Origin of the sequence: Kitasatospora sp. NPDC057223 (genome assembly GCF_042669755.1) — a bacterium.
In the GTDB taxonomy this organism is placed as follows: domain Bacteria; phylum Actinomycetota; class Actinomycetes; order Streptomycetales; family Streptomycetaceae; genus Kitasatospora.
Window position 1 is genome coordinate 121,866 of sequence record NZ_JBHUWW010000003.1, and the last position, 23,273, is coordinate 145,138.

Annotated in this window: 17 protein-coding genes; 9 read left to right on the forward strand and 8 right to left on the reverse strand. The window is 70.1% G+C overall.

The annotated features are described in order from the left end of the window. Positions 1-84: 84 nt before the first annotated feature. Together ACFUK0_RS02500 and ACFUK0_RS02505 are read right to left on the reverse strand one after the other, a co-directional pair. The gene (locus tag ACFUK0_RS02500) at positions 85-3,042 is read right to left on the reverse strand and encodes a CHAT domain-containing protein (protein WP_380246151.1); all 2,958 of its coding nucleotides are present in this window, start codon (positions 3,040-3,042) and stop codon (positions 85-87) included. Then, a complete protein-coding gene (locus ACFUK0_RS02505; protein WP_380246152.1) occupies positions 3,039-3,980 on the reverse strand; it encodes a hypothetical protein in 942 nt (313 codons plus the stop codon). The genes ACFUK0_RS02500 and ACFUK0_RS02505 overlap by 4 nt, the downstream gene beginning before the upstream one ends. 497 nt (positions 3,981-4,477) lie before the next feature. Between ACFUK0_RS02505 and ACFUK0_RS02510 the strand changes: the two genes are divergently transcribed. Continuing rightward, on the forward strand, positions 4,478-4,609 hold the full coding sequence (locus ACFUK0_RS02510) for a hypothetical protein (protein ID WP_380246153.1): 132 nt from the start codon (positions 4,478-4,480) through the stop codon (positions 4,607-4,609). Between the two features lie 371 nt (positions 4,610-4,980). After that, entirely contained in the window at positions 4,981-5,160 is a 180-nt protein-coding gene (locus ACFUK0_RS02515) for a hypothetical protein (protein WP_380246154.1), read from the forward strand. Between the two features lie 74 nt (positions 5,161-5,234). On the opposite strand, the gene ACFUK0_RS02520 is transcribed toward ACFUK0_RS02515, so the two are convergent. Beyond that, positions 5,235-6,089 (reverse strand): alpha/beta fold hydrolase, encoded by an 855-nt coding sequence (locus ACFUK0_RS02520; RefSeq protein ID WP_380246155.1) that lies wholly within the window; start codon positions 6,087-6,089, stop codon positions 5,235-5,237. Positions 6,090-6,189: 100 nt separating this feature from the next. Here ACFUK0_RS02520 and ACFUK0_RS02525 point away from each other — a divergent pair, with 100 nt between their 5' ends. Continuing rightward, on the forward strand, positions 6,190-6,600 hold the full coding sequence (locus ACFUK0_RS02525; RefSeq protein ID WP_380246156.1) for a winged helix-turn-helix transcriptional regulator: 411 nt from the start codon (positions 6,190-6,192) through the stop codon (positions 6,598-6,600). 494 nt (positions 6,601-7,094) lie between these two features. On the opposite strand, the gene ACFUK0_RS02530 is transcribed toward ACFUK0_RS02525, so the two are convergent. Beyond that, complete coding sequence (locus ACFUK0_RS02530) at positions 7,095-7,712, reverse strand: MarR family transcriptional regulator (RefSeq protein ID WP_380246157.1); 618 nt, start codon at positions 7,710-7,712, stop codon at positions 7,095-7,097. A 573-nt stretch (positions 7,713-8,285) separates the two neighbouring features. Between ACFUK0_RS02530 and ACFUK0_RS02535 the strand changes: the two genes are divergently transcribed. From ACFUK0_RS02535 to ACFUK0_RS02555, 5 genes are all read left to right on the forward strand, one after another. Beyond that, complete coding sequence (locus tag ACFUK0_RS02535; RefSeq protein ID WP_380246158.1) at positions 8,286-9,584, forward strand: extracellular solute-binding protein; 1,299 nt, start codon at positions 8,286-8,288, stop codon at positions 9,582-9,584. A 142-nt stretch (positions 9,585-9,726) separates the two neighbouring features. After that, positions 9,727-10,617, forward strand: a complete 891-nt coding sequence (locus tag ACFUK0_RS02540; protein WP_380246159.1) for a carbohydrate ABC transporter permease — start codon at positions 9,727-9,729, stop codon at positions 10,615-10,617. Further along, positions 10,617-11,516, forward strand: a complete 900-nt coding sequence (locus ACFUK0_RS02545) for a carbohydrate ABC transporter permease (protein WP_380246160.1) — start codon at positions 10,617-10,619, stop codon at positions 11,514-11,516. The genes ACFUK0_RS02540 and ACFUK0_RS02545 overlap by 1 nt, the downstream gene beginning before the upstream one ends. A 126-nt stretch (positions 11,517-11,642) precedes the next feature. Continuing rightward, positions 11,643-13,142, forward strand: a complete 1,500-nt coding sequence (locus ACFUK0_RS02550; RefSeq protein ID WP_380246161.1) for an alpha-N-arabinofuranosidase — start codon at positions 11,643-11,645, stop codon at positions 13,140-13,142. Positions 13,143-13,470: 328 nt separating this feature from the next. Next, positions 13,471-14,994 carry a glycoside hydrolase family 43 protein gene (locus tag ACFUK0_RS02555; RefSeq protein WP_380246162.1) on the forward strand — a complete coding sequence of 508 codons (1,524 nt, stop codon included), beginning with the start codon at positions 13,471-13,473 and terminating at the stop codon, positions 14,992-14,994. A 185-nt stretch (positions 14,995-15,179) separates the two neighbouring features. Here ACFUK0_RS02555 and ACFUK0_RS02560 read toward each other — a convergent pair whose 3' ends face one another. The 3 genes from ACFUK0_RS02560 to ACFUK0_RS02570 form a co-directional block, all read right to left on the reverse strand. After that, entirely contained in the window at positions 15,180-15,875 is a 696-nt protein-coding gene (locus ACFUK0_RS02560; RefSeq protein WP_380246163.1) for an expansin EXLX1 family cellulose-binding protein, read from the reverse strand. 611 nt (positions 15,876-16,486) lie between these two features. Then, positions 16,487-19,210, reverse strand: a complete 2,724-nt coding sequence (locus tag ACFUK0_RS02565; RefSeq protein ID WP_380246164.1) for a beta-L-arabinofuranosidase domain-containing protein — start codon at positions 19,208-19,210, stop codon at positions 16,487-16,489. Between the two features lie 501 nt (positions 19,211-19,711). Further along, complete coding sequence (locus tag ACFUK0_RS02570; protein ID WP_380246165.1) at positions 19,712-20,014, reverse strand: hypothetical protein; 303 nt, start codon at positions 20,012-20,014, stop codon at positions 19,712-19,714. A 428-nt stretch (positions 20,015-20,442) separates the two neighbouring features. On the opposite strand from ACFUK0_RS02570, the gene ACFUK0_RS02575 reads away from it, so the two are divergent. Then, the gene (locus ACFUK0_RS02575; RefSeq protein WP_380246166.1) at positions 20,443-21,618 is read left to right on the forward strand and encodes an endo-1,4-beta-xylanase; all 1,176 of its coding nucleotides are present in this window, start codon (positions 20,443-20,445) and stop codon (positions 21,616-21,618) included. 192 nt (positions 21,619-21,810) lie between these two features. Here the strand turns inward: ACFUK0_RS02575 and ACFUK0_RS02580 are convergent, their stop codons facing one another. After that, complete coding sequence (locus tag ACFUK0_RS02580; RefSeq protein WP_380246167.1) at positions 21,811-23,160, reverse strand: PHB depolymerase family esterase; 1,350 nt, start codon at positions 23,158-23,160, stop codon at positions 21,811-21,813. Between the last annotated feature and the right edge of the window lie 113 nt (positions 23,161-23,273).

The following is a 23,273-nucleotide window of genomic DNA, read 5'->3' on the forward strand; positions in this document are numbered from 1 at the left end:
GCTCCAGCCACATCGTAGCGGCAGGGCGGAATCTCAACTGATGATCCGTCATAAATCTTTCCGGATGGGGATCCCCCCATTGCTTCAGGACCCGTGGAACCCGAACACCGCCCAGACGTCCGCGCGGCCGTAGGAACGTTCATCCAGGTCGCGCAACCGGAGCGCCCTGATCAGGCCTGCCGCGTCCTCGTCCGCGGGGTCGGGGACCGGGGCCGCCGAGAGGTCCTCGATCTTCTCCCGGTTCGTCGAGTCCCGCAGCCACAGCTGTGCCTGGCGCAGCGCTTGGGCGGGCCCGAGTCCTTCGCCCTGCCACAGCTGATAGAAGCGCGCCATCACCAGGCTCGCGGCTTCGCTGCGCACCGCCCACTGGCTGGCCACCACACCGGCGAACCCGGCCTGGATCAGTCCGGTCGGCAGGGATACCGCCTCATCCGGCAGCGCCGCGCCGGGCCGGTCGGTGTCGCACACCGAGAGGACCGCCATCCGGGCTCCGACGGGCACACCGTGCGACGATCGGACCGCCAGCACCTCGCGGAGGGTCAGATCGCGGTCCCCGGCCATGACCAGCGCACTGCGGAGCGGGTCGCCGGGGTCGGGTCGGCCGTGGCAGATGACGTGGTGCACCTCGGCGTCTGCGGCGGCGAGGGCTGTCAGCACGGCGTCCGCGGTGGCGTCCGGACCGGCGAGGACCCTGCTCTCCGCGAACCACTGCCGGACCCAGGCGGTCTCGGTCCGTGCATAGCCGATGGTGGGCCGGCTGCCCGGACCGGGATCGGCGACGACGAGCAGCCGGCTGCGGAAGGTGCGGCCGGCGGCGCGGGCGGTGACGGCGAGTGCGCGTGCGTTGGGCGTGTAACTGACGGCCCGTTCGTCGAGCAGGTGGTACCGGCCGGTCGGGGTGCCCGGGTCCGGCCGCCAGGCGGCGTGCAGCGGCAGCATGCCGATCAGCCCGGAAGGAACGAGGACGAGGTGCTCGGCCTCTCCGGTCGCGGGCAGGGCGGGCGCGAGCAGCGCCGACCAGGCCCAGCGGGTGACCGCGTCGAGGGCACCCCGCCAGACGCCCGTGGTGCCCCCCGTCGAGGGACGGTTGTCCAGCAGAGCGCGCGCACGTCGTTCCACTGCCGCACGGGTGGCGGCCGGCAGGTCGACCGCGGTGGCCTGCCCGGCCCCGTCCACCACGAGGGCGACGCCGCCGGACTCCGCCGATGCCAGGTACACCAGCACCGCGCCCACGGGGACGGCCCGGCACACGTCGGCGAAGCCGGGCAGGGCGAGGAAGCCCTCGTGGCCGTCCAGCGCCCTGATCCGGGCGACCGCCTCGTCAACGGCCTCCCGGTGCGCGCGCAGCACGGTGGGCCCGGCGCCGACCCTCATCGCGGCGTCCAGCGACCGGGTCGCTGCCTCGTAGTGCTCGGCCTCCGTGCGGTGGCCCGTGGCGGCCAGCCGTCCGAGGTCGGCACGGCCCGGTTCGAGGGCCTCGGACAGCAGCAGGGCCCGGCCCGCTTCCAGCGCGACGACGGCTTCCACCGTCCGGCCCGCCCGGACCAGGGCGACTGCCGCCTCGGCCGGCAGGCCCTGGACGTCGGCGAGCCACGCCTCCTTCTCCTCGCGCAACAACTGGACCCGGAACAACTGGTGGGCGGCGTCGAGCGCGTCGGTGTACGCCTCGGCGGCCTCCGTCCAACTCCCGCGCGTGGCAGCCCATCTCCCCCAGCGGTGGGCCGCCGCGAGCGCCCATTCGAGGCAGGTGTCGCCGCCGCTGCGGACGGCGTCCCGGTAGGCAGCGGCCACATCCGCCGCCGACACCGCGCTCTCACTGTCGCGGCCGTCGAGGGCGGCCGTCGTCTGCATCGTCTCCAGGAGCGAGCCGAGGTTGTAGGCACGAGACGCCCGCTCGGGCGCGTCCTCTGCGGTGCAGTCGAGGGCCGTTCGGTAGCTGGCCAGCGCGGCCCGACCCAGCCGGTCGTCGCCGGTGTCCTGCCAGGCCGCGGTCAGGGCGTTGCCGGCGTTGTTGTGGGCGACGGCCTGCTCCCGGCTTCCGCTCCTGCGGAGGTCGACCACTCTCAGCTGCAGGTCCACCGCCCGGAGGAGGTCCTCGCGGTCGCCGAAGTTCTCGTAGCGCGTCAGCAGGGCGTTGCCCAGGTTCGCCATGCTGACCGGGTCGGGGGCTGGGCCGTCGCCGACGACGGACTCCAGCATGCGTACGGCCCGGTCGAGCACCTCGGGTTCCCGGGTGCGCAGGTACTTGCGGCGCAGCAGCGTGCCGAGGGTGCCGGGGAACGGGTTGCCGACCACCGGCAGCGTCCGGAACGTGCGGGAGGTGCGCAGTCGCTCGAACAGGTCGATGGCGCGGTCAAGGTCGTCGAGGCTGCCGTAGGCGTCGTACCGGGCGGACAGCGCCTCGGCCAGGTTGTACCCCATTCGGTCGCCGATCGGGGAGTCGCCGCCCTCCGCCACCGCCTGCTCCGCGTGGCCGAGCGCCTGCGCCAGCACGCCGGTCCCGCCGTCCTCGCGGTACTGCGTGAGCAGCACCGCTGCCAGTCTGGACCGGCACAGCGCCACGAGCTGCCGGTCCTCGCCGGTGTACGCGACTGCGCGCCTCGCGTGGTCGAGCGCGGCCGGGAGCAGGGCAGGCTCGTGGGTGCGCCCGTACCTGCCGTGGAGGTGGTGGGCGAGGGCATAGTGCAGCCAGGCCTCGTCGGCGCTCGCGGCCGGAGCGAGCCGCAGCCCTTCGGTCAGCAGGCTGCGCGCGGTCGTCGTCGCTTCGGCGCTGTTGTCGCCGACCGCGCACCAACTGTGGGCGAGCCCTGCGCGGGTGAGGACGGCGACGCGGAACTCCGGGGCGCAGTCCGCGAAGCGCGGGTGCGAGAGCACGCCGTCCAGCAGGTCGGCGAGTCGGCGGGGAGCCGACGGTTTCCAGAGCGTGTAGTCCACCAGGACGTGCCCCGCCCTGGTGAACGTGCGGCGGAACCGGAGCGGCACCCGCGGGACGGGCTTCAGCCCCAGCAGTTGCTCGGCCTCGCGGACCTTGCCCCGGGTCACGGGGCTCCGCCGGTCGGTGGGTCGAGGACGGGGCCGCGTTCCAGGAAGGCTGTCAGGCTCCGCCCCATGGCGAACTCCTGTGCGGCGTCCGCCGGTTGACTCCAGCCGAGCCCCTCGTACAGGGAGCGGCGGTAGAGGTCGAAGCAGGTCTGGAGCAGTTGGCCGTAGCCCGCCGCCGCGGCCAGGGCCATCCGGTACCCCACCAGCATGCCCACGGCCGCCACCGGCAGCGCCCACCAGCTGAACACCGTCCAGAGGGCGAACAGCAGGCTCCAGAGCCACAGACGGGCGCCCTCGTCCAACCGGGCGCGGGCCGCCGCGACCTCCGTGCGCGCCTGCTCGGGCATGGTCAGCCAGAGCCGCGGCCAGCAGACGACCGCGTCGAGGCCGTAGCGGTGCCGCGGTCGCGACTCGGCGGCCCGCAGGACGTCACCCAGGGCGGTCGGCATCCGGTCCCGCGGTGTGGGTGGCACCGATGCCCGCCAGGCGTTGAGCGCCGTGTACTCCGCGTACTCCGGTGGCGTCAACTGGTTGCGGCGCCGGGCGAGTTCCCGCCACCGTGCCGTCCTTCGGTCGATCCTCCCGCTCCGGAGGGAGGTCAGTGCCGTCCTGGCCGGCCCCGCCCAGCGCGGCCAGTAGCCTTCCAGGGTCCGCAGGACACCGAAGGTGAGCGCCTCCGCCAGTCGTGTCGAGGCCGCGACCGCGAGGAGCCCTACGACCACCGCCAGCGCCTGGGTGGCCGTGGGCAGCGCGCCGAGCGACCGGTCCCACATGCCACCGAGCCGTCGCCACCACCCGTCGTAGCCGTCAGGACCGCTCCGTCCGAGTGCCCACGCCAGCGCACCGCCCAGCCAGAAGGCCAGTGCCGGGGACACCAGCAGCGTGGCCCACCGTTCCGTGACCTTGCTGCCGAGTCCGGACCAGAGCGCGGTCAGCACTCCCGATCACGCGGCCCTGCGCTGGGGCATCGGAAGGCACTTCCCCTGTGGACCGGTCGCGTGCTGTCGACACTGTGCGTGCCGTTCATCGTGGCTCCCTGAGAGCGTCGCGCCGCTGCGGGACACCCGTCGTACGACTCGGACAGATCAGTGAAGCGCAGAGGTGATGAACCGTCAAGCATGTCTCCCTCTTTCCCCAATGGCACCCGACAGCCGCGCCCACCCCATGCCGAGCGGGCGACATGCGGCCTCGGCCGGCCCACGCGTTCGTCACCGAGCGTGACAGTCAAACCGGCCGTCCGTGGAGAATTCCAGGTGGGCGCCGACAGGCTCTGCGGGTGATCAATTTGGCGGTGCGAGGTGACAGCGGGAACGTCGTGGCACGCGCCGAGGCCGACGTGGGGTGGACGGCCGGCCTCGTGGATCTGGATCCGCCGGAGTTCCCGATGCTCTGGGCCCTGACGCCGTAGGGGGATGCGTTCTTCAACCAGCGGCAGGTGCCGCTGCTGCTGGCGGAACTCGACCGGCTTCCTGCCGAGTTGGGCGGTGACTGGTTCGGGCGGACCCGTGAGCTGTGCCAGGTCGTCGAGCGCGGGCAGCACCTGTATCTGTGGTTTTTCGGGGACTGACCAGGTCAGTCGTCCCTCGGCCATGACCTGTTCGAAGCGCGTGCAGTCGACTCGTGTTCCGATGGCACGACCACAACACCACCCACCGAACCCGGTAGCCGGTGGCATGTACCCGCGCTGGCTGAGCCCTCGGCCGGCGCGACGAGAGCGGGAGCAGCCGAACGAGAAGCCGACATGCCGCGGGTCGATGCCGTACTGCTGACCGCAGCACGTCCCTGCCCGTCAGGCCTGGCATCGCCTCGGATTGGGCAGCCTCCCACGGGTCTCCCGCTCGCGCCACCGATGAGGAACCTGCCTGCCGCCGCAGAGGGGTTCCACGGATCTCCGCCCCTCGCACAGTGCCCCCGCCGACTGAACGGAGCATAACGATCATGGGGAGGTTCGTCCTGAAGTTCCAGGGCCGCCCGTGGCCCGACGGCGCCCGTGCCTTGCACGTCTACGCCCTGCCGGACCTGGACTTCGACCGGGAGCTGGCGCAGCTGGCCGAGACCTGCCGAGAGAGGCGATGCGGGAGCAACTGGCCGGCACAGTCATCACCCTGCGCCGCCTGATCCGGCGGTCCTGGACAACCCACCACCGGGACGGACACCCGACCCGCCGACCGTGATCCTCGGCCCCGCTCCCGTCACTTCGGCAGATCGGCGGACAGGAAGGGAGCAAGGAGCGCGAACAATGCGTCGGGGCGGTCGAGGGGGATGATGTGGCCACAGTCCTGGAGTCGGTGTCCGACCAGGTCATCGGCGATGGGACGGAGTTGGCGTTCCAGCCCGGTGCCGACGGGGTGCGAGCCGACGGCCATGGTGGGCATGGTCAGCCGAGCCGTCGCGACGGCGTCCTGGAGCTGCTGCGCGCTGGTGGGCAGGGCCCGGTAGTAGGAGAACGCACAGCGAAGGGCCTCGCTCCCGGTGTACGCGTGAACGAAAGCCGCGCGGATGTCGTCGGGCACTCCTCGCCCGAGGGTCCCCGAGTCTAGGAAGAAGTCGATGTACGGGGCCTCGTTTCCGGCCAGGACGGTCTCGGCGAGGCCGGGGACGGCGTGGAACCCGAACCACCACGGAGCGCCGCCCGCGACGAGTTCGACTCCGGACAGGCGGCCGAGCAGTGCCTCCATCACGACCAGCCGCCGGACGAGGGCGGGCCGGCGCAGCGCGAGCAGGACGGCGGGAGCGGTGCCCGCGTCGATGCCGACCACCGCTGCTGAGGGCTCGCCGAGTGCGTCGAGCAGCCCTTCGACGTCGGCGGCCAGGGTGCCCGCGTCGTAACCCTCGACGGCACGTTCACTGGCACCGAAGCCTCGCAGGTCCGGGGCGATGACCCGGTACCGTCCGGCCAGTCGGCCCATGATGCCGCTCCAGAGTTGCCAGGTGTGCGGGAAGCCGTGCAGCAGGAGAACCGCGGGCCCGTCCCCGGCGATCGCGACGTTGAGTTGGACGCCGTTCGTGGCGATGCGGTGCAGTTGGTGTGCGGTGGTGACGGGCATGACGGCTCCTCCGACTGGTTACCATTGGTGACCACAGAACGATAGGTAACTGTCCGACCGCTTCCTAGACGGCACTTTCAGGGAAGGTGGTGAGCCGCAGGTGACCACCCGAGGAGCCCGGGCCGCCGGTCGTGGGGTACGCGGCGATCTGTTCGATCCCTACTGCCCGACGCGGCAGTTGCTGGACCGCATCGGTACGAAGTGGACGTCCATGGCCGTCAAGACGCTCGCCGATGCCGCACCGGACGAGGTGCGCTTCGCGGAGCTGAGACGCCGGATGCCCGGCGTCTCGCAGAAGATGCTGTCCGTGACACTGCGAAGCCTGACCCGCGACGGACTGGTGGCGCGTCGGGTCGAACCGACCGTGCCGCCGCGGGTCTTCTACCGACTCACCGGACTCGGGCTGTCCCTGGAAGCCGCGCTTGCCGGGCTGCGGACCTGGGCGGAGGAGCACATGGCCGAGATCGACCGCGCCAACGAAGCCGTCGACCAGGAGGTCGATGAGGGATAGGCAGGCCGGTTCCGGGCGCAGTACCGGCTGGCCCGATCCGGTGCGGGATTCCGCGACCTCGCCGGCTTCTCGTCGGGCCTGCGCCCGCCGCGATGTCGAGGCCGTGGCGGGCGAGCAGCCGGGTCTGCAACAGGTCCCCCGGGCGACGTGCCGCACGCACCCTTCCGCGATCTCCGCCGCCCCGCCGGCCGGGCCTCACGATGACACTGACAAGTCGTCAGGTCTTCTCGCGGAGGATGCGGTCGACGGCAGACATGACCGCCTTGAGGGAGGCGGTGACGATGCTGGAGTCCGGGCCACGCCCCAGAAGGTGCGGCCGTCGATCGAGGCCTACACGTACGCGGCCGCGCGGGCGCCGGCACCCGGGGACATCGCGTGTTCCTGGAAGTCACCGACCCTACGTCGATGCCGGGCTCGCCGCCCGTCTCCGGAGCGTCGACGGGCAAGTACTCCCTGACGAACGCCTCCCACACGCGCGCGAGGGAGACCTCTCTTCAGGCGCGGGGCGGGGCGGCCGACCGTTGAGCGGCGATGGCGTCGCGCAGGCGTTCCAGTGCGGGGAGGGCGGCGGCCAGTGCTCGCCGGTCCGCAGCAGGCAGGGTCGCGGCCGCGCCGGTGACCAACGCGGTGCCGGCGCGGTCAAAGCGTTCGAACAGGTCAAGCGCCTTCGCGGAGACGGAGACCCGCACCTGGCGGCGGTCCTCGGCGCGCGGGCTGCGGGTGACCAGACCGGCGGACTCCATGGAACGCAGCAGGTTGCTGACCGTGGGGCGGCTCAGGTCCAACTGCGCGGCAAGCTCGCCGGGGGTCATGGCGGTGCCCTGCGGCAGGACCCGGATGATCTCGATCTGTGCGTCGGGGATCTCCGGCAGGTGCTCGGCCCTGCGCGCTGCGGCCGTCAGCGTCCGCCGCAGCGGCGGGACGACGGCGGCCAGCCGGGCGGGGTCGAAGCCGCCCGTCGGCCGACCGCTCGCAGGACGCGGCGGCGCAGAGCCGCCCGCCCTCGGTGAGCGCAGGCCAGCGATCCGATCGGACACACGCGCATCACGGTGTCCGGCCTCGTGCGTGCTCAGGGTCGCGGCAAGCCCGCCGATGCCGGCGCCGGCGATCACGATCGACAACCGAACCTCCTCCACGTCGTCGGTCGAATAAGTTTTGAGACAAAACTATCTACTGTCAAGGGGATGTGCTCCATGCTCTGCCGGGAGCTTGCGGGTCGCACCTCACGGCGGCGGCCGACGATGTGCGTAGAGTTCCGGCGGCACCGGGGCCCGAGCCGGCGGGAACGAGCGGGGGCGCGCCGCCACAGGAGTCGTGCTTCGAAATGTTTCGAAACCCACCTGGGTTACTTATTCGAAACTTTCGAGAACTTATCGGAAACAAGTTATTGACTGCCGCTCTCTGCTGAGCACATACTCTCCAGCGATCGACCCCTGTGACCAGGACCACTCCAGACACGGTCACACCCGTCTACCCGGCACGCCACACGCGCATGCCCGGAGCCGGAAAGCAGGGGTTGCGGTGATCGGCACGGCACGTGCCGACCCCTCACCGTCACCCCGATCGGCCTGCCGCTCCGAACACCCGGATCGGCGCATGCACGAGACCTCTGAAACCCAACGCGCCGTTACTTTGCGCAAACCATCAGCACCATTCCGGCTTTGACGACTGGTCAGGGAGTTTCCATGATGACGAGGAAAATACGCAGCGCGACGGCTGCCGTGATCGGCCTGGGCATCGCACTCGCCGTCACCGGCTGTGCCGGCGGCAGCGACGGCGGTGGCGGCGGTTCGTCCGACGGCAAGGTCACGTTGACCTTCTGGGAGAACGCGCAGCCCGGGCCCGGTGCCGAGTACTGGAAGACCGCCGTGGCGGCGTACCAGTCGCTGCACCCGAACGTCACGATCGAGGTCCAGACGGTCCAGAACGAGGACTTCGACGGCAAGCTGCAGACCGCGCTCAACTCGAGCTCCGCGCCGGACATCTTCCTGCAGCGCGGCGGCGGCAAGATGCAGGCCATGGTCCAGGCCGGTCAGGTCCAGGTGCTGAACCTGACCGACGCCGACAAGAAGAACGCGGGCGCCGCAGCCCTCGCGGGCTACTCGATCGACGGCAAGGTCTACGCGATGCCGGTCGACACGCAGCCCGAGGGCATCTACTACAGCAAGGACCTGTTCCAGAAGGCCGGCATCGGCTCGACGCCGACGACGATGGACGAGCTCGGGGCCGCTGTCGCGAAGCTGAAGGCGATCGACGTCGCGCCGATCGCGGTCGGCGCCAAGGACGCCTGGCCGGCCGCTCACTGGTACTACAACTTCGCCCTGCGCGAGTGCAGCCAGGACACCATGAAGAAGGCCGCCCAGTCGCTGGCGTTCACCGATCCGTGCTGGACCAAGGCCGGCGAAGACCTGGCCTCGTTCCTGAAGGTCGACCCCTTCCAGAAGGGCTTCCTGACCACCTCGGCGCAGCAGGGTGCCGGGTCGTCGGCGGGCATGATCGCGAACCACAAGGCGGGCATGGAACTCATGGGCAACTGGGACCCCGGTGTGATCGGCAGCCTGACCAGCGACCAGAAGCCGCTTCCCGACCTGGGTTGGTTCCCCTTCCCCGCCGTGAGCGGTGGCCAGGGCGACCCGGCTGCCATCATGGGCGGCCTCGACGGATTCTCGCTGTCCAAGAACGCGCCGAAGGAGGCTCTCGACTTCCTCCAGTTCCTCGTCACCACGGACCAGCAGAAGGCCTTTGCCAAGGCCTTCGTCACGATTCCGGTGAACAAGGAGGCCCAGGAGGTCGTCACCGACTCCTACAACGTCTCGGCACTGGAGGCCTTCAACAAGGCCCCCTACTCCATGATGTTCCTCGACACCGAGTACGGCCAGAACGTCGGCAACGCCATGAACACCGCCGTCGTGAACCTGCTGGCCGGCAAGGGCAGCGCGGCCGACATCGCCAAGGACACCAACGCTGCTGCCGCGAAGGGCTGAGTAGCAGACGATGAGCAATCCCCTGGGTACTGACACGGCCATCGGCGGGCAGTCGCAGGGCACGTCCGGAGTCGGGGGCGCGGGCAAGTCCGCGCTCCCGGCTCCGCCGCGAGCGGCTGTGCGCCGCAGCGGCCGTGCCAAGATGCGGCTCGAGATCGCGCTCCTGTCCGGACCGGCGATCATCATGTTCCTGGCGTTCGTGATCTTCCCGGTGGCGCTCGCCGCGTACTACGGTTTCTACCGGTGGCACGGCTACGGGGCGCCCACCGACTGGGTCGGCCTGAACAACTACAAGCTGATCCTCACCGACCCCGCGTTCCAACAAGTCCTGTGGCACACCGGCCTGGTGCTGGTGCTCTCACTGGTCGTCCAGGGGCCGCTGGCGATCACTCTTGCCCTCCTGCTCAACCAGAAGATCCGTGGCCGCTCCGTCATCCGCATCCTGATCTTCGTGCCCTACGTCATCTCCGAGGTCATCGTCGGCACCGGCTGGAGCCTGATGCTCCAGAGCGACGGCGCCGTCAACGACCTGCTGCGGCACGTCGGCCTGGGCTTTCTGCAGGCCGAGTGGCTCTCCGACCCGAAGCTGGCCATCTGGACGCTGATGGGCATCATCTCGTGGAAGTACATCGGCTTCGCGGTGATCCTGATGCTCGCCGGCCTGCAGTCGATCCCCGAGGAGCTCTTCGAGGCCGCTCAGATCGACGGCGCCTCCTACTGGCAGGTCCAGCGCCGCATCACGCTGCCACTGCTGGGGCCGACGATCCGCATCTGGGCGTTCCTGTCGATCATCGGCTCGCTTCAGCTGTTCGATCTCGTCTACATCATCTGGGGACCGTACGTCGCGGGCACCGCGGGTACCTCGACCATGGCGATCTACATGGTCGCCCAGGGCCGCAACGCGGGCAACTACGGCTACGGCAGCGCCATCGCGGTCGTGCTGTTCCTGATCTCGCTCATTGTCGCGCTGATCTACCAGCGCTTCGTCCTGCGCCGCGACCTCCAGGGTGCCGTCACTGAAGGGGCCCGCTGATGAGCTCGACGACCGCCAACTCCTGGTCCTCCTCCCGGGGGCCGAAAGCGCCCACCCGCCGTCGCGGGAATCGTGACCGGCCGGAGAAGTGGGGAAGCCCCTTCACCTATTTCGTCGCGCTGGTCTTCATCGGGCTCTGCGTCGCACCGGTGCTCTACATCGTGCTGGGTGGATTCCGCACCAACTCGCAGATCAGCACGAGCCCGGCCGGCCTGCCGCACCCCTGGGTCGTCAGCAACTACATCAGCGTCCTGGAGTCGGCGACGTTCTGGGGCGAATTCGCCAACTCCGTCATCGTCGCGCTCGCCAGCACCGTCGGCACCGTCATCCTCGGCCTGATGGTGAGCTTCGTGCTGGCGCGCTACGACTTCAGGCTCAAGGGCGCGTTGTACTCCCTGTTCGCGGCCGGCCTGATGTTCCCGATGGTCATCGCGATCACCCCGCTGTACATCGTCGTCAAGAACCTCGGCCTCGTCGACAACCTGTTCGGCGTGATCATCCCGCAGATCGCCTTCGGCCTGCCGACGACCGTCATCATCCTGGTGCCGTTCCTCAGGGCCATTCCGACCGAGATCGAGGAGGCCGCCGCGATCGACGGGGCGAGCCGGCTGGGATTCTTCTTCCGCATGGTGATCCCGCTGTCACTGCCCGGTGTGGTGACGGTCGGAATCCTCGGGTTCATCGGCAGCTGGAACAACTACGTCCTGCCCCTGTACATCCTCAATTCGCAAGCGAACTTCACCCTGCCGCTCGGTGTCCAGGCCTTCTCCTCGCAGTACTCCGTGGACACCGCGAAGGTCCTCGCGTTCACCTCACTCGCCATGCTGCCCGCACTGATCTTCTTCGCGATCTTCGAGAAGAAGATCGTCGGCGGTCTCACCGGCGCCGTGAAGGGCTGACCCGGCACCAGGATCCGCACCGGACCGTCTCACACCTGCTCCTGCCGGGCCTCCGGCAGGAGCAGGCCGCTGACCGGCGGCATCGCCCGGCACGCCCCGCGCCATCCCATCGAAAGGAGCATCGAGTTGCCCCGCGCACACATCGAGCTCGACAAGCAGGCCGTCATCGCCCCCGTCCGACGCCGCACCTTCGGCTCGTTCATCGAACACCTCGGCCGCTGCGTGTACACCGGGCTCTACGAGCCGCAGCACCCGAGCGCGAACGCCGACGGGTTCCGCATGGACGTCGTCGAACTCGTCCGGGAACTCGGCAGCACGACCATCCGCTACCCGGGCGGCAACTTCGTCTCCGGCTTCCGCTGGGAGGACTCGCTCGGCCCGCGTGAGAAGCGCCCGGTACGCCGCGACCTCGCCTGGCACTCGCTCGAATCGAACCAGGTCGGCCTCGACGAGTTCGCCAAGTGGCTCAAGCTGACCGACTCCGAACTGATGCTGGCGGTCAACCTCGCCACCCGAGGCATCCTGCCCGCCCTGGACCTGCTGGAGTACGCCAACCACCCGTCCGGCACCGCACTCTCCGACCTGCGCATCGCCAACGGCACACCGGACCCCCACAACGTGCGCATGTGGTGCCTCGGCAACGAGATGGACGGACCCTGGCAGACCGGCTTCATGACGGCCGACGACTACGGCAGGATCGCCGCCCGCACCGCCGCCGCGATGAAGATGGCCGACAAGGACCTCGAACTCGTCGTCTGCGGCTCCTCCGGATCCGGCATGCCCACCTTCGGCGACTGGGAACGCACGGTCCTCGAACACACCTACGACCACGTCGACTACATCTCCTGCCACGCGTACTACCAGGAGTACGACGCCGACCTGGGCTCCTTCCTCGCCTCCGCGATCGACATGGACTACTTCATCGACACCGTCATCGCGACCGCCGACCACGTGGGATACAAGAGACGCTCGAACAAGAAGATCAACATCTCCTTCGACGAGTGGAACGTCTGGTACCTCAAGGAACACCAGGAATCCAAAGAGGTCAACGACGAGTGGCGCCATGCCCCTCGGCAGCTCGAGGACAAGTACACGGTGGCCGATGCCGTCGTCGTCGGCAACCTGCTGATGACACTCCTCAAGCGCAGCGACCGCGTCACCTCGGCGTCGCTCGCGCAACTCGTCAACGTGATCGCGCCGATCATGACCGAGCCCGGCGGCCCGGCCTGGCGGCAGACGACCTTCTACCCCTTCTCGATCACGAGCCGGCTCGCCTCCGGCCAGGTGATCCGGCCCGTGACCGAGACGCCGACGTACAGAACGGCACGCCACGGCGAGGCACCCGTCATCGACGCGGTCGCGACCGTCGACGAGGACCGGGCCGCGGTCTTCCTCGTCAACCGCGACCTGAAGGACGCCGCGCAGGTCACGATCGACGTACGCAGCCTCGGCTCCTCGCGGATCACCGAGGCGACCACGCTCGCCGACTCCGACGTGTACGCGCGGAACACCCTCGCCGAGCAGCGCCGGGTGACCCCGTCCGCGAACCCGAGCGCGACCCTCGCCGACGGCATCCTCACCATCGAACTACCGCCGGTGTCCTGGACGGCGATCGCCCTCGACTGAGCAACCGCAGGGAACGGCTCCGACTCCGTCACGGCGTCCCGGACAACGGTCGAGGGATGCCCTCAGGGCGTGGCCACCGAGCCGCACCAGACGGGTGTGCGCCGACGCAGCCAAGCGCTCCCCGGCCGAAGGTGGAGCGGGACGGGGACAGCATCAGGCCGAACCGGCCGGCGTCGGCGTCGCGAGGCGGCGGACGGACGTCCCGTCAGTCAGGTGACAACCCGCCCGGTACCCCGTACCGGCCCCGACCGGGCGCCACCCGTGCGACCTGCCGAGTCTCCGCACCGTCAACACCGGCAAGCCCGGCATTCAGAAGGGATCCCGCCCTGTGCGGACGTACGACAACCCCGTGATCAGCGGGTTCCACCCGGACCCGAGCGTGTGCCGAGTCGGCGACGACTACTACCTGGTGTGCTCCAGCTTCGAGTACTTCCCCGGACTGCCGGTCTTCCACAGCAAGGACCTCGTGCACTGGCGCCAGATCGGCAACGTGCTCGACCGCCCCGGGCAACTGCCGCTGCCGCTGCCCGGCAGCATGGCCTCCCGCGGCCTCTACGCCCCGACGATCCGCCATCACGACGGCCTCTTCTGGGTGATCAACACCAATGTCAGCGGCGGCGGCAACTACATCGTGACCGCCGAAAACCCCGAGGGCCCCTGGTCGGACCCGGTGTGGATCGACCTCCCCGGGATCGACCCGGACCTGGCCTGGGAGGAGGACGGCACCTGCTGGTGCGCCTTCACCGTCCCCGGCATCCACATCGTCCGGATCGACCCGGTCAAGGGCGAGGTACTGGAGGGGCCCTTCCCCACCTGGTCGGGCACCGGCCTCAAGTGGCCCGAGGCCCCGCACCTGTACCGCATCGGCGACTGGTGGTACCTGCTGATCGCCGAGGGCGGCACCGAACGCGGCCATGCCGTGTCCGTCGCCCGCGCCCGCTCGCCGCGCGGCCCCTGGGAGGGCGCACCCGCCAACCCCGTACTGTCCCACAGCGGCACCGACCGGCCCGTCCAGAGCACCGGCCACGCCGACCTCGTCACGGCGCCCGACGGCACCTGGTGGATGGTGCTGCTCGGCACCCGGCCCCGGGGCTACACGCCCGGCTTCCAAGTACTCGGCCGCGAAACCTTCCTCACCTCCGTGGAATGGGACGGCAACGGCTGGCCCGTCGTGGCACCCGTGCACGAGCGCCACCCCGCGCCCGCCGGCGCCTGGCACCCCGTCCCGGCCCTGCCCGCCCGCGACGACTTCGACGCGCCCGTGCTCGCGCCGCTCTGGATCTCGCCGTACGCCCGTCCCGACGGCTCCTGGTCGCTGACCGACCGCACCGGCTGGCTCACCCTCACCGCCACCGGCCCCACCCTCGACCGCCCCGGCCACACCTTCGTCGGCCGCCGCCAGCAGCACCACGACTGCCGGGCCGCCGCCCTGCTCGATCCGGGCACGGGGCGGGGCGGCCTGAGCGTGCGCATGGACGAGGCGCACCACTACGACCTGGAGGCCGGTGAGGGAGAGATCCGTGTCGTCGCGCGCATCGGCCCGCTGCGCCAGACCGTGGCCCGCCGCCCGGTGCCGCCGGGCCCGCTCACCCTCACCGTGACGGTCCGTACCACCGAGATCGTGCCCCCGTCCCCCGAACTCGCCGGCATCGAGCCCCTGGGCCCCGACACCATCGCCTTCTGGCTCGGCGATCCCGACGCGCCGGACGCGCAGCCGCTCGCCGAACTGGAGGGGCGCTACCTGTCCACCGAGGTCGCCACCGGCTTCACCGGACGCGTCATCGGCATGTACGCGACCGACGGTACCGTCGCGTTCGACTGGTTCCACTACGTCCCGGCGCCCTCCGCCTGACCCCTGGGGGGCGACACCGGTCGGTACAAACCCTCTCCGGCGAGCTTGTCGGTCCTGTCGTTGCCCTCCGGGTTGGGCCTTTCACTGTCCTGCGGCTGGAAGTCCGGGCCGATGTCGGGGGCGGCGGGCCCAGGTGGCACGGGCGCCGTCGGGGTACAGCTGCCGGAAATCCAGGCCGCCCGAGGTCAGTGCCGGGCGAACTGGACCCGGGCGGGCTGCACGACGTCGGGTTCGAGGGCGATCCCTTCGACCGTCAGCTGTTCCCCGTAGACGTCGGTCACCCTGATCCCCCCACCGCACCCGTTGCCGTCGGCGGCGAGGAAGTAGTTGTAGTCGGTACGGGCCAGCCGCCGCCAGCCGTCCGTCGTCCGCACCTCCAGGCCGGCCACCGGGTTCCGGTGGCCGATCACCTGGACGCCGCACCAGTGGCGGCTGGACCCGGTCTTGTACCGGATGGAGAGAGCGTCGGACCCGGCCGGGCTCACCAGCGTCCAGGTGATCGGGATCCGACCGGCCGAGAGCTCCGCGAGCCTGGCGAACGCCTGTCGGCTGAGGTCGAGTTGACCGGGTGCGCACGGCAGCGGGCACTCGTTGACGATCCGCACGGTGACGGAGGCTCCGTTGGCGGCGCGGACCAGCACGTACGCGCCGCACGCCGTGGCCGTCTCGTAGTCGGCGTGGTTCATCGCCGCGATCATGAGATCGCCGGACGGGCCGTAGAGGCAGGCACCGCTGCCGTCGCCCGCCTCATAGGCGGTCGCCACCCCCTGGTAGCTGACGGCGGGTCTGATCCGTCCGGCCGAAGGGGCCGCCGAGGCCTTGAGCGCGCTGCTGGAGGCGGACGGGGCCGGGGTACTGCCGGCCGACGGCGGCGGACTCACGGCCGGCGACCGGGCCGCATCCGTCGTAGGGCCGGCCGCTGTGGAGCCGACCGGCGTGGGGCCCGCTGTAGCGGGGTCGGCCGTCGCGGGGTCGGCCGTCGCGGTCGGCGACCCGGCCGCGGGAACGCTCGCCGCAGTGGCTGTCACGGACGCCTCGGCGGTATGCCCGGCGTCCGCCCTGCTCCCCGGCAGGAGCACGACGACCAGGCAGACCAGGACACCGACGGCGAGCAGAAGCAGCGGAACGCCACCGGCCGGCCCAGGCCGCCGCGGGGTGCCGTGTTTCGTTGTCCTCATGCCCATCCGTTCGCTTGACCGAGTCGACGTTGCACCTCCTGGTGGCCGCCGAAGCCGGAAAGGTTGCCGCCGGATTCGACTTTTCCAGGAGGGGACGACCGGGAGCGAGCCGTCCCCCTCCCGCAAGCGTTCAGGACAGGTTGCCGCACACCACGCCGCTGCCACAGCCGTGGCCCTGGCCGCGCGGGCACACCCGGGGCAGGACCGGGCGCGCAGGGTCCGGCGCCCGCCGAAGACGGGCAGGGATGAGCAGGGGCCTGCTCCCTATGTCTCGCCGCGATCGGCCTGTGGCGGTCGAGGGACTCGGCGCCGGGTCAGATGAATCGCCACAGGTGGTCGTCGGTGCCGTTGTCGTCCCAGAGGACGGCCTGGGCCCCCGATGCGGTGGAGGCGCCGGAGACGCCGAGGACGCGGCCACTGTTGGCACACTGGATCCTGAAGGTGTCGCCGCCGCCGTGGCGCAGGCGCCACCGGTGGTCGGCGGCGCCGTTGTCCGCCCACTGGACGATCCGGGCGCCGTTGGCGGTGCCGCCGTTCTCCACGGCGAGGACCTTGCCGCTGTTGGAGTTGCGCAGGCGCAGGTAGCCGCCGGTGTCGACGACGGCCGTCCAGAGGTGGTCGGGGGTGCCGTTGTCGTCCCACTGGATGGCAGGGCCACCGTCGGCGGTGGACATGTCCTTCACCCCGAGGACCCGCCCGCTGGCGACGTTCTGGATGCGCCTGGCACCGTCGGGGGCGAACTGCCACTGGCCGGCGAGAGCACCGGTGTCGGGCAGCTGTACGGCTGCGGCGCCGTTGGCGGTGGAGCCGCCCGCGATGCCGAGCAGCTTGCCGGTGTGGACGTTCTGGAGCTTGTGGTAGCCGTTGCCCGCGTCGACGACCGTCCAGCGGTGGTCGGCGGTGCCGGTGTCGGCCCACTGGAGGACCGGGGCGTTGTCGGCGGTGGACATGTCCTTCACGCCGAGGACCTTGCCGCTGTTGACGTTGCGCAGCCGCAGTGCGGTGCCGTCGACGACGAGGATCCAGTCGTGGTCGGCGGTGCCGGAGTCGGTCCACTGCAGAGCGAGGCCGCCGTCGGCGGTGGACATGTTCTGGATGCCGAGGACGAGTCCGCTGGCCGCGTTGACGAGACGGAAGCCGGGACTGCCGGTCCGCCAGTAGACGGTGTAGTTGAAGCCCTGGGCGTCGTGGAAGGGGCCGAGGTTGACCGTCGTTCCGTCGGCGGTGGCCGTGAAGGCGAGGGCGGTGCCGCTGGTCCGGGTGATCGAGGAGGAGTCCAGGGCCGGGAGGGCGGACAGTGCGGTGCTGCCGTAGTTGCCGGCGAGGACGGCGGGGCCGTAGGTGATCGCCGCGACAGCCGGGTTGTCGTTGGCCGCCTGGAGGGCCACCCGCATGGGGAGCTTCACGGTGACGGTGTCGCCGGAGGCCCAGGACCGGGTGAGGGTGGCGTAGGTGCCCGGGTCGGCTGTCACGCTCTGGACGACGCCGTTGACGCTGACGGTGGCGCCCGACGTCCACGCGGGGATGCGGACGCGCATCGACCAGCTCCCGCCGACACTGCCGGTGACCTGGAGCGTCGTGGTGTCACCGGCCGGGTAGGAGGTGGCCTGGGTGACCGTGATGCCTCGCTCGGTCCAGTTCAGGACGGAGGGGAGGAACAGGTTCACCGTGAGGGTGGTGCCGTCGTGGAAGTAGATGGAGTCCATCAACTTCGTGTTGGACTCGACACCCGTTCCCTGGCAGCACCAGAACGTGCCGTAGTCGGTGCTCCAGGTGCCGCCGCCCCAGGCCGGGCCCCTGCCGCGGCGGCCGCCCGGGTTGAGGGGGGTGAAGTAGGTGACGTGTCCGTGCGGGTCCGCCGGGTTCTGGGCGCCGATGACATGGTTGATCAGCGCCTTCTCGTAGAAGTCGAAGTACGACGCCCGGTCCGGGTCCAGCTGCCACAACTCCCGCGTCAGCTTGAGCATGTTGTAGGAGTTGCAGAGCTCGCAGGTGTCGTCGACGAGGAAGCCCGAGATGGCGTTCTGGGCCCGGAAGTGCTCCGCCTGGCTGTTGCCGCCGATGGCGTAGGTGTGTGAGGTGGTGCAGATCGTCCATGCGTTGGTGGCGATGTCGCGGTAGCGGGTCGTCCCGGTGGCCTTGTACTCGCGGACGGCGCCGATCCACTTGGGCACCTGGGTGTTGGCGTGCAGGCCGTTGAGCTGGTCCAGGTTCGCGGCGAGGGGGTCGAAGACCGCGGCGTGGTCGAACCGCTGAGCCGTGGTCAGCCAGCGGGCGTCGCCGGTCTGTTGGTAGAGGTCCGCCAGCACCTCGTTCATGCCGCCGAACTCGATGCCCATCAACGACTGCATCGTGGTGCGGCTGAGCGGGGCGGTGCGTCGGTCGACCCAGCCGGCGAGCGCGAGGAGCACGTCGCGGGCCTGCGTACCGCCGATGAGGCGCCACACGTCGAGCAGACCGGCCATGGTCTTGTGGATGCAGTAGTACGGGACGTTGCCGTTGGTCAGCCTGCCTGCTTCGAGGCTGGTGAAGTCGGCCTCGGGGAAGCCCGAGAGGTATCCGGCGGAGAACCCCGCGCCGGAGTTGTTCGCCTGGCACTTGGCGAGTTCGGCCACCATGTAGTTCGCCTTGTCACGGCAGGCGGTGTCCCCGAGTGCGGCGTAGGACTGGGCCCAGGCCGTGAGGAAGTGGCCCTGCACGTGGGTGCGGAAGGGGAAGGCCGGATCGTCCCAGCCTCCGGTCGGGGTTGCGGCGTTGGTGGAGAGCCGGTGGTTGGCGCGGAAGTTGTACAGCAGGCGGTCGACGTCGACAAAGCGGAGGTAGGCCAGGGTGCGGTTCTGGTTGTCGAGCCACCGGCTGCTGGTGAGCCGCACCTGCCCCAGGCCGAACGGCACCACCGACACCCCGATGTCGGGCCTGACCGGGGACGTCTCGGCCGCAGCGGCACCGGGGCCGAGGACGGGGCCGGCAGTCGCGGCCACGGCCGCGACGCCGGTCGCCTTGATCATGGCACGGCGGCTGAAGGGATGTGCCGGCATGGTGAGCTCCACGGTGCGTAGGAGAGGAAGCCAGGGACTGGGTCGATGAGCAGCACCGGAGGCGCTGCACGGCGACACGGGCCGCCTTCGAGCGGTCGCGTCACCGTGGAGCGCATCGGGGCATGGGGCGGCCAAGGGAACTGTGCACAGGGGGCGTTGGGATCCGACCGGCTACTGTCGGTGGAGCCGCTGTTTCTTGCGTGGACATGCGTCGCCGACCCCGTCTCCGGGTGCGGCGCCCGCCCGTTGCAAGAGTGTTAACGCTCACAATTGCCGTGTCAATACTTTGCGCGTCCCGTGGGCCATTCCCCGGCGTGACGCTTCCTGCACCTGGACGCAGCGGTCCCGCTGGTCAGCGAAGCTGTCGATCGGTCAATCTTCGCTCGGCACTCGGCGCTCGGCGCTCGGCCGCATCCGGGCGCACAGGGGACGCGGCCCGTTCGTCCGAACGGCAGGATTTGGGTCAATCGTCCAGATGGGCGGGAGCGAACCGGCCCCCAGTCACGGTGAACTCACGGGACCTGGAGGCCGGCGAAGGGAACTCCACGAGGCGGGCCGCTCGGTACCGGGCGAGATCAGGGTGGTCGGGCGCGACGACACCCCGAGGCCGCCTACTTCGTTCCGCCGGAGAACACGTCCATCCTGCCGGCCGGCAAGCCCGGCCATCGCGGTGGCGCCGGTGAAGTCGTGCTTCAGCAGGTCGCGAACAGCCTGCTCGGCGGGGTCGCTGTCGGGACCGACGTAGACGCGGGCGCCTGCGGCCGGCGTAACCGGTACCGACGGGCGGCGGATGCGCAGTCTCATCAGGATTCCTCTGTCCGGGCCGCCCACTCGGGCCCCGCGTGACGGGCCGGCCCGGCCGGAAGGGGTGATGCTCCGGGGCCGTCCGGTCTGCGGGGGCAGGCAGGGGAGAGTATGTGACGGCCACGGAAGGCTCGTCAATGAAATCTACCGGAATTTCGACTGAAACTTTCTATCACCAGCGCCTCGGCGCAGGCTCGGGCCGGAGGATGCTCCAGCAGGCCGCCGAACAGCGCATTTCCATGCCCTGCGGCCGCATCCCCGGACAGAACGTCGGATGGCTGCGGGCAACCGACGCGGCTTCGCCCAATCTTCGATGCCTGCAACACCATTGACTGGGCAAGATTTCAGGGTCTAGCTTCAGGGACGTTCGATCCTGACTCCGAAACTTTCGAAGCCACCCTCTTCTCGTTGACCTCAAGGAGTTCGCAGTGAAGCTACGCCGCCAGTTCGCGGTCGCGGCCGGTATGGCCGCCGCACTCATGCTCGTTCCGTCCGCGGTCGCGGCGGCCGCCGGCGACAAGGCCCCGTCGGTACCGCGCGACTCGCTGCGCGCCCTGGGCGCACAGCAGAACCTGCGCATCGGCACCGCCGTCGACGACGCCCACCTGGGCACCGACAAGGCGTACACCGGCATCGTCGCCGACCAGTTCTCCGTCGTCACGCCGGAGAACGCCATGAAGTGGGAGGCCGTGGAGCCCACTCGGGGCAGCTACGACTGGGCGGCCGCCGACCGGCTGGTGCAGTTCGCCCAGCAGCAGGGCCAGGAGGTCCGCGGCCACACCCTGCTGTGGCACAACCAGCTGCCGTCCTGGCTCACCACCGGGGTCGGTAACGGGACCATCAGCACCGCGCAGCTGCGCGACATCCTCCACCGGCACATCACCGACGAGGTCGGCCACTTCCGCGGCAAGATCTGGCAGTGGGACGTCGCCAACGAGGTCTTCGCCAACTCCTGGGACAGCAACGTCCTGCCCAACGGCCTGAACGGCGACGACTTCTGGATCAAGAACCTGGGCGAGGGCGTCATCGCCGACGCCTTCCGTTGGGCGCACCAGGCCGACCCGAAGGCCCTGTTGTTCTACAACGACTACAACATCGCCGGCCAGGACGGCACCAACGCCAAGTTCACCGCCGTCCACGACTTCTTCGCGAAGCTGAGCGCGCAGGGGGTGCCCGTCGACGGCATCGGCGAGCAGGGGCACCTCGACACCCAGTACGGCTTTTCCGCCCAGCTCTTCCAGGCCGACCTTCAGGCCTACGGCGACCTCGGGCTGAAGACCGCCGTGACGGAGGCCGACGTACGCACCTTCGTGAACAACGCGACGGAGCAGGTCCCCACCAGCCAGCTGGCCGCGTTCGCCCAGCCGTTCGAGTTCTCCGAGATGCTGAAGGCCTGCCAGCTCGTCCGCCAGTGCATCTCGTTCACGGCCTGGGGCGTGTACGACGGCGACTCCTGGATTCCCGGTACGTTCAGCGGCACGGGCTACGGCCTGCTCTACGACGTGAACATGAAGCCGAAGGACGCCTACTTCGCCCTGCAGCAGGACCTGGCCATCGGCGCGGACACCGCGCACCGCGGCGGCAAGGGCGGCGGGAAGAAGTAGCCCCCCAGCGGCCGGCCCGCGGGAGCGCCCACCCCCACGGGGCGCCCTCGCGGGCCGGCACCTCGCTCGACGGTCCACCGGCGGGGCCGGTGGACCGTCGACGTCCGTCTGCGGAGTGTCCGGCATCAACTGCCGCGGGAACCTCAGCGGTTACCGCTGAACGGGGTCACCGCGGCCGGCGGGCACGCGGTGTCATCCCAGCTTCCACTGCTGGTTGCTGCCGCCGCTGCAGCTCCACAACTGGACGGGCGAGCCGTCGGCGGTGGCCAGGCCCGCCACATCGAGGCAGAGCCCCGACTGCATCCCGGTGACGGTGCCGTTCGAGTTCAGCTGCCACTGCTGGTTGGCCTGGCCGTTGCAGGACCAGACGACCACCTTGGTGCCGTTGGCGGTGCCCTTGGCGTTGGCGTCCAGGCACAGGGTGCTGCCGCCGACCGTCACGGTCAGCTGGTTCGACGACGTACGCGTCCAGGTCTGGCCGGCCCCGCCGTTGCAGGCCTGGATCTGCTGCTGCGTACCCAGCGCCGTGTTCACATCGGTCAGGCACTTGCCCGCACCCACCGCGCGCAGCGCGCCGGTCGTACCGCCGCCGGAGGAGCCGGCGTCCAGGCCCATGAAGTGGATGGCCTGAGCAGCCATCGCGGACCCCTTCACCGGCAGTTCGTGCCCGGCCCCGGCGATGCTGTACGCCTCGACCTGGGTGGTGCCGGCGCTGTTGTTGTACCGAGTACGGGTCCAGTTGGCCGCGGGGGTGTCGGTGGCCGACGGCGTCTGGCTCACGCCGAGGACGTCGGTCCACTGCTTGATCTCTTCACCGAGGTTGTTGTGGCTCAGGATGGTGTCGGCGGTCCCGTGCCACAGCTGCACGCGCGGACGCGGACCGCTGTAGCCGGGATACCCCGTGCCCCGTACCAGGCCGCCCCACTGCTGCGGGGTCATGGAAAGAAGGCCCTGGGCACAGGCCGAGTTCCAGCCGCGCACGGAGCCGGTGGAGAAGCAGTGATAGGGCACTCCCATGAACGCCGCACCCGCCTTGAACACATCGGGGTAGTCGGCGAGCATCACGTTCGTCATCATCGCGCCCGACGACTGCCCGGTGACGTACACGGCGTTGGCGTTGCCGCCGTAGTGCTGCTCCGTGTAGGTGATCATCGACATCAGCCCGACCGGGTCGCTGCCCCCGTTGCGGGTCAGCGCCTGGTCGGAGGAGACGTCCCAGCAGCTCCCGGCCGGGTTCGTCGAGGGGTAGATGACGAGGAACCCGTACTGGTCGGCGAGCGACGCGAAATCCTGACTCGAGTACAGGTAGGGCCCTGACCCCTGGCACCCGTGCAGGGCCAGCAGGATCGGGGGATTGGCCTTGACGTTGTTCGGCACGTACAGGTTCATCTGCAGGCCGGTCGGGTTGGTGCCGAAGTTCGTGATCTGGGTCAGCGAGGCGGCGGCAGCCGGGGGAGCTGCCTGCAGACTCAGGCCCGCTGCGAGGCAGGTCACGGCTGCGATGCCCAGGAGGCGGGACATGAGCGAGCGGAATCGGAACATGGGACCTCTCCGTAGGAATTGCCTTGGTTGTGATGGAAGTTCCGGCGCCGGCACGGAGCGACATCACCGATGCCGGTGACGGTCCGCCGCCGGCCGGGCGGACGGCCGCTGCG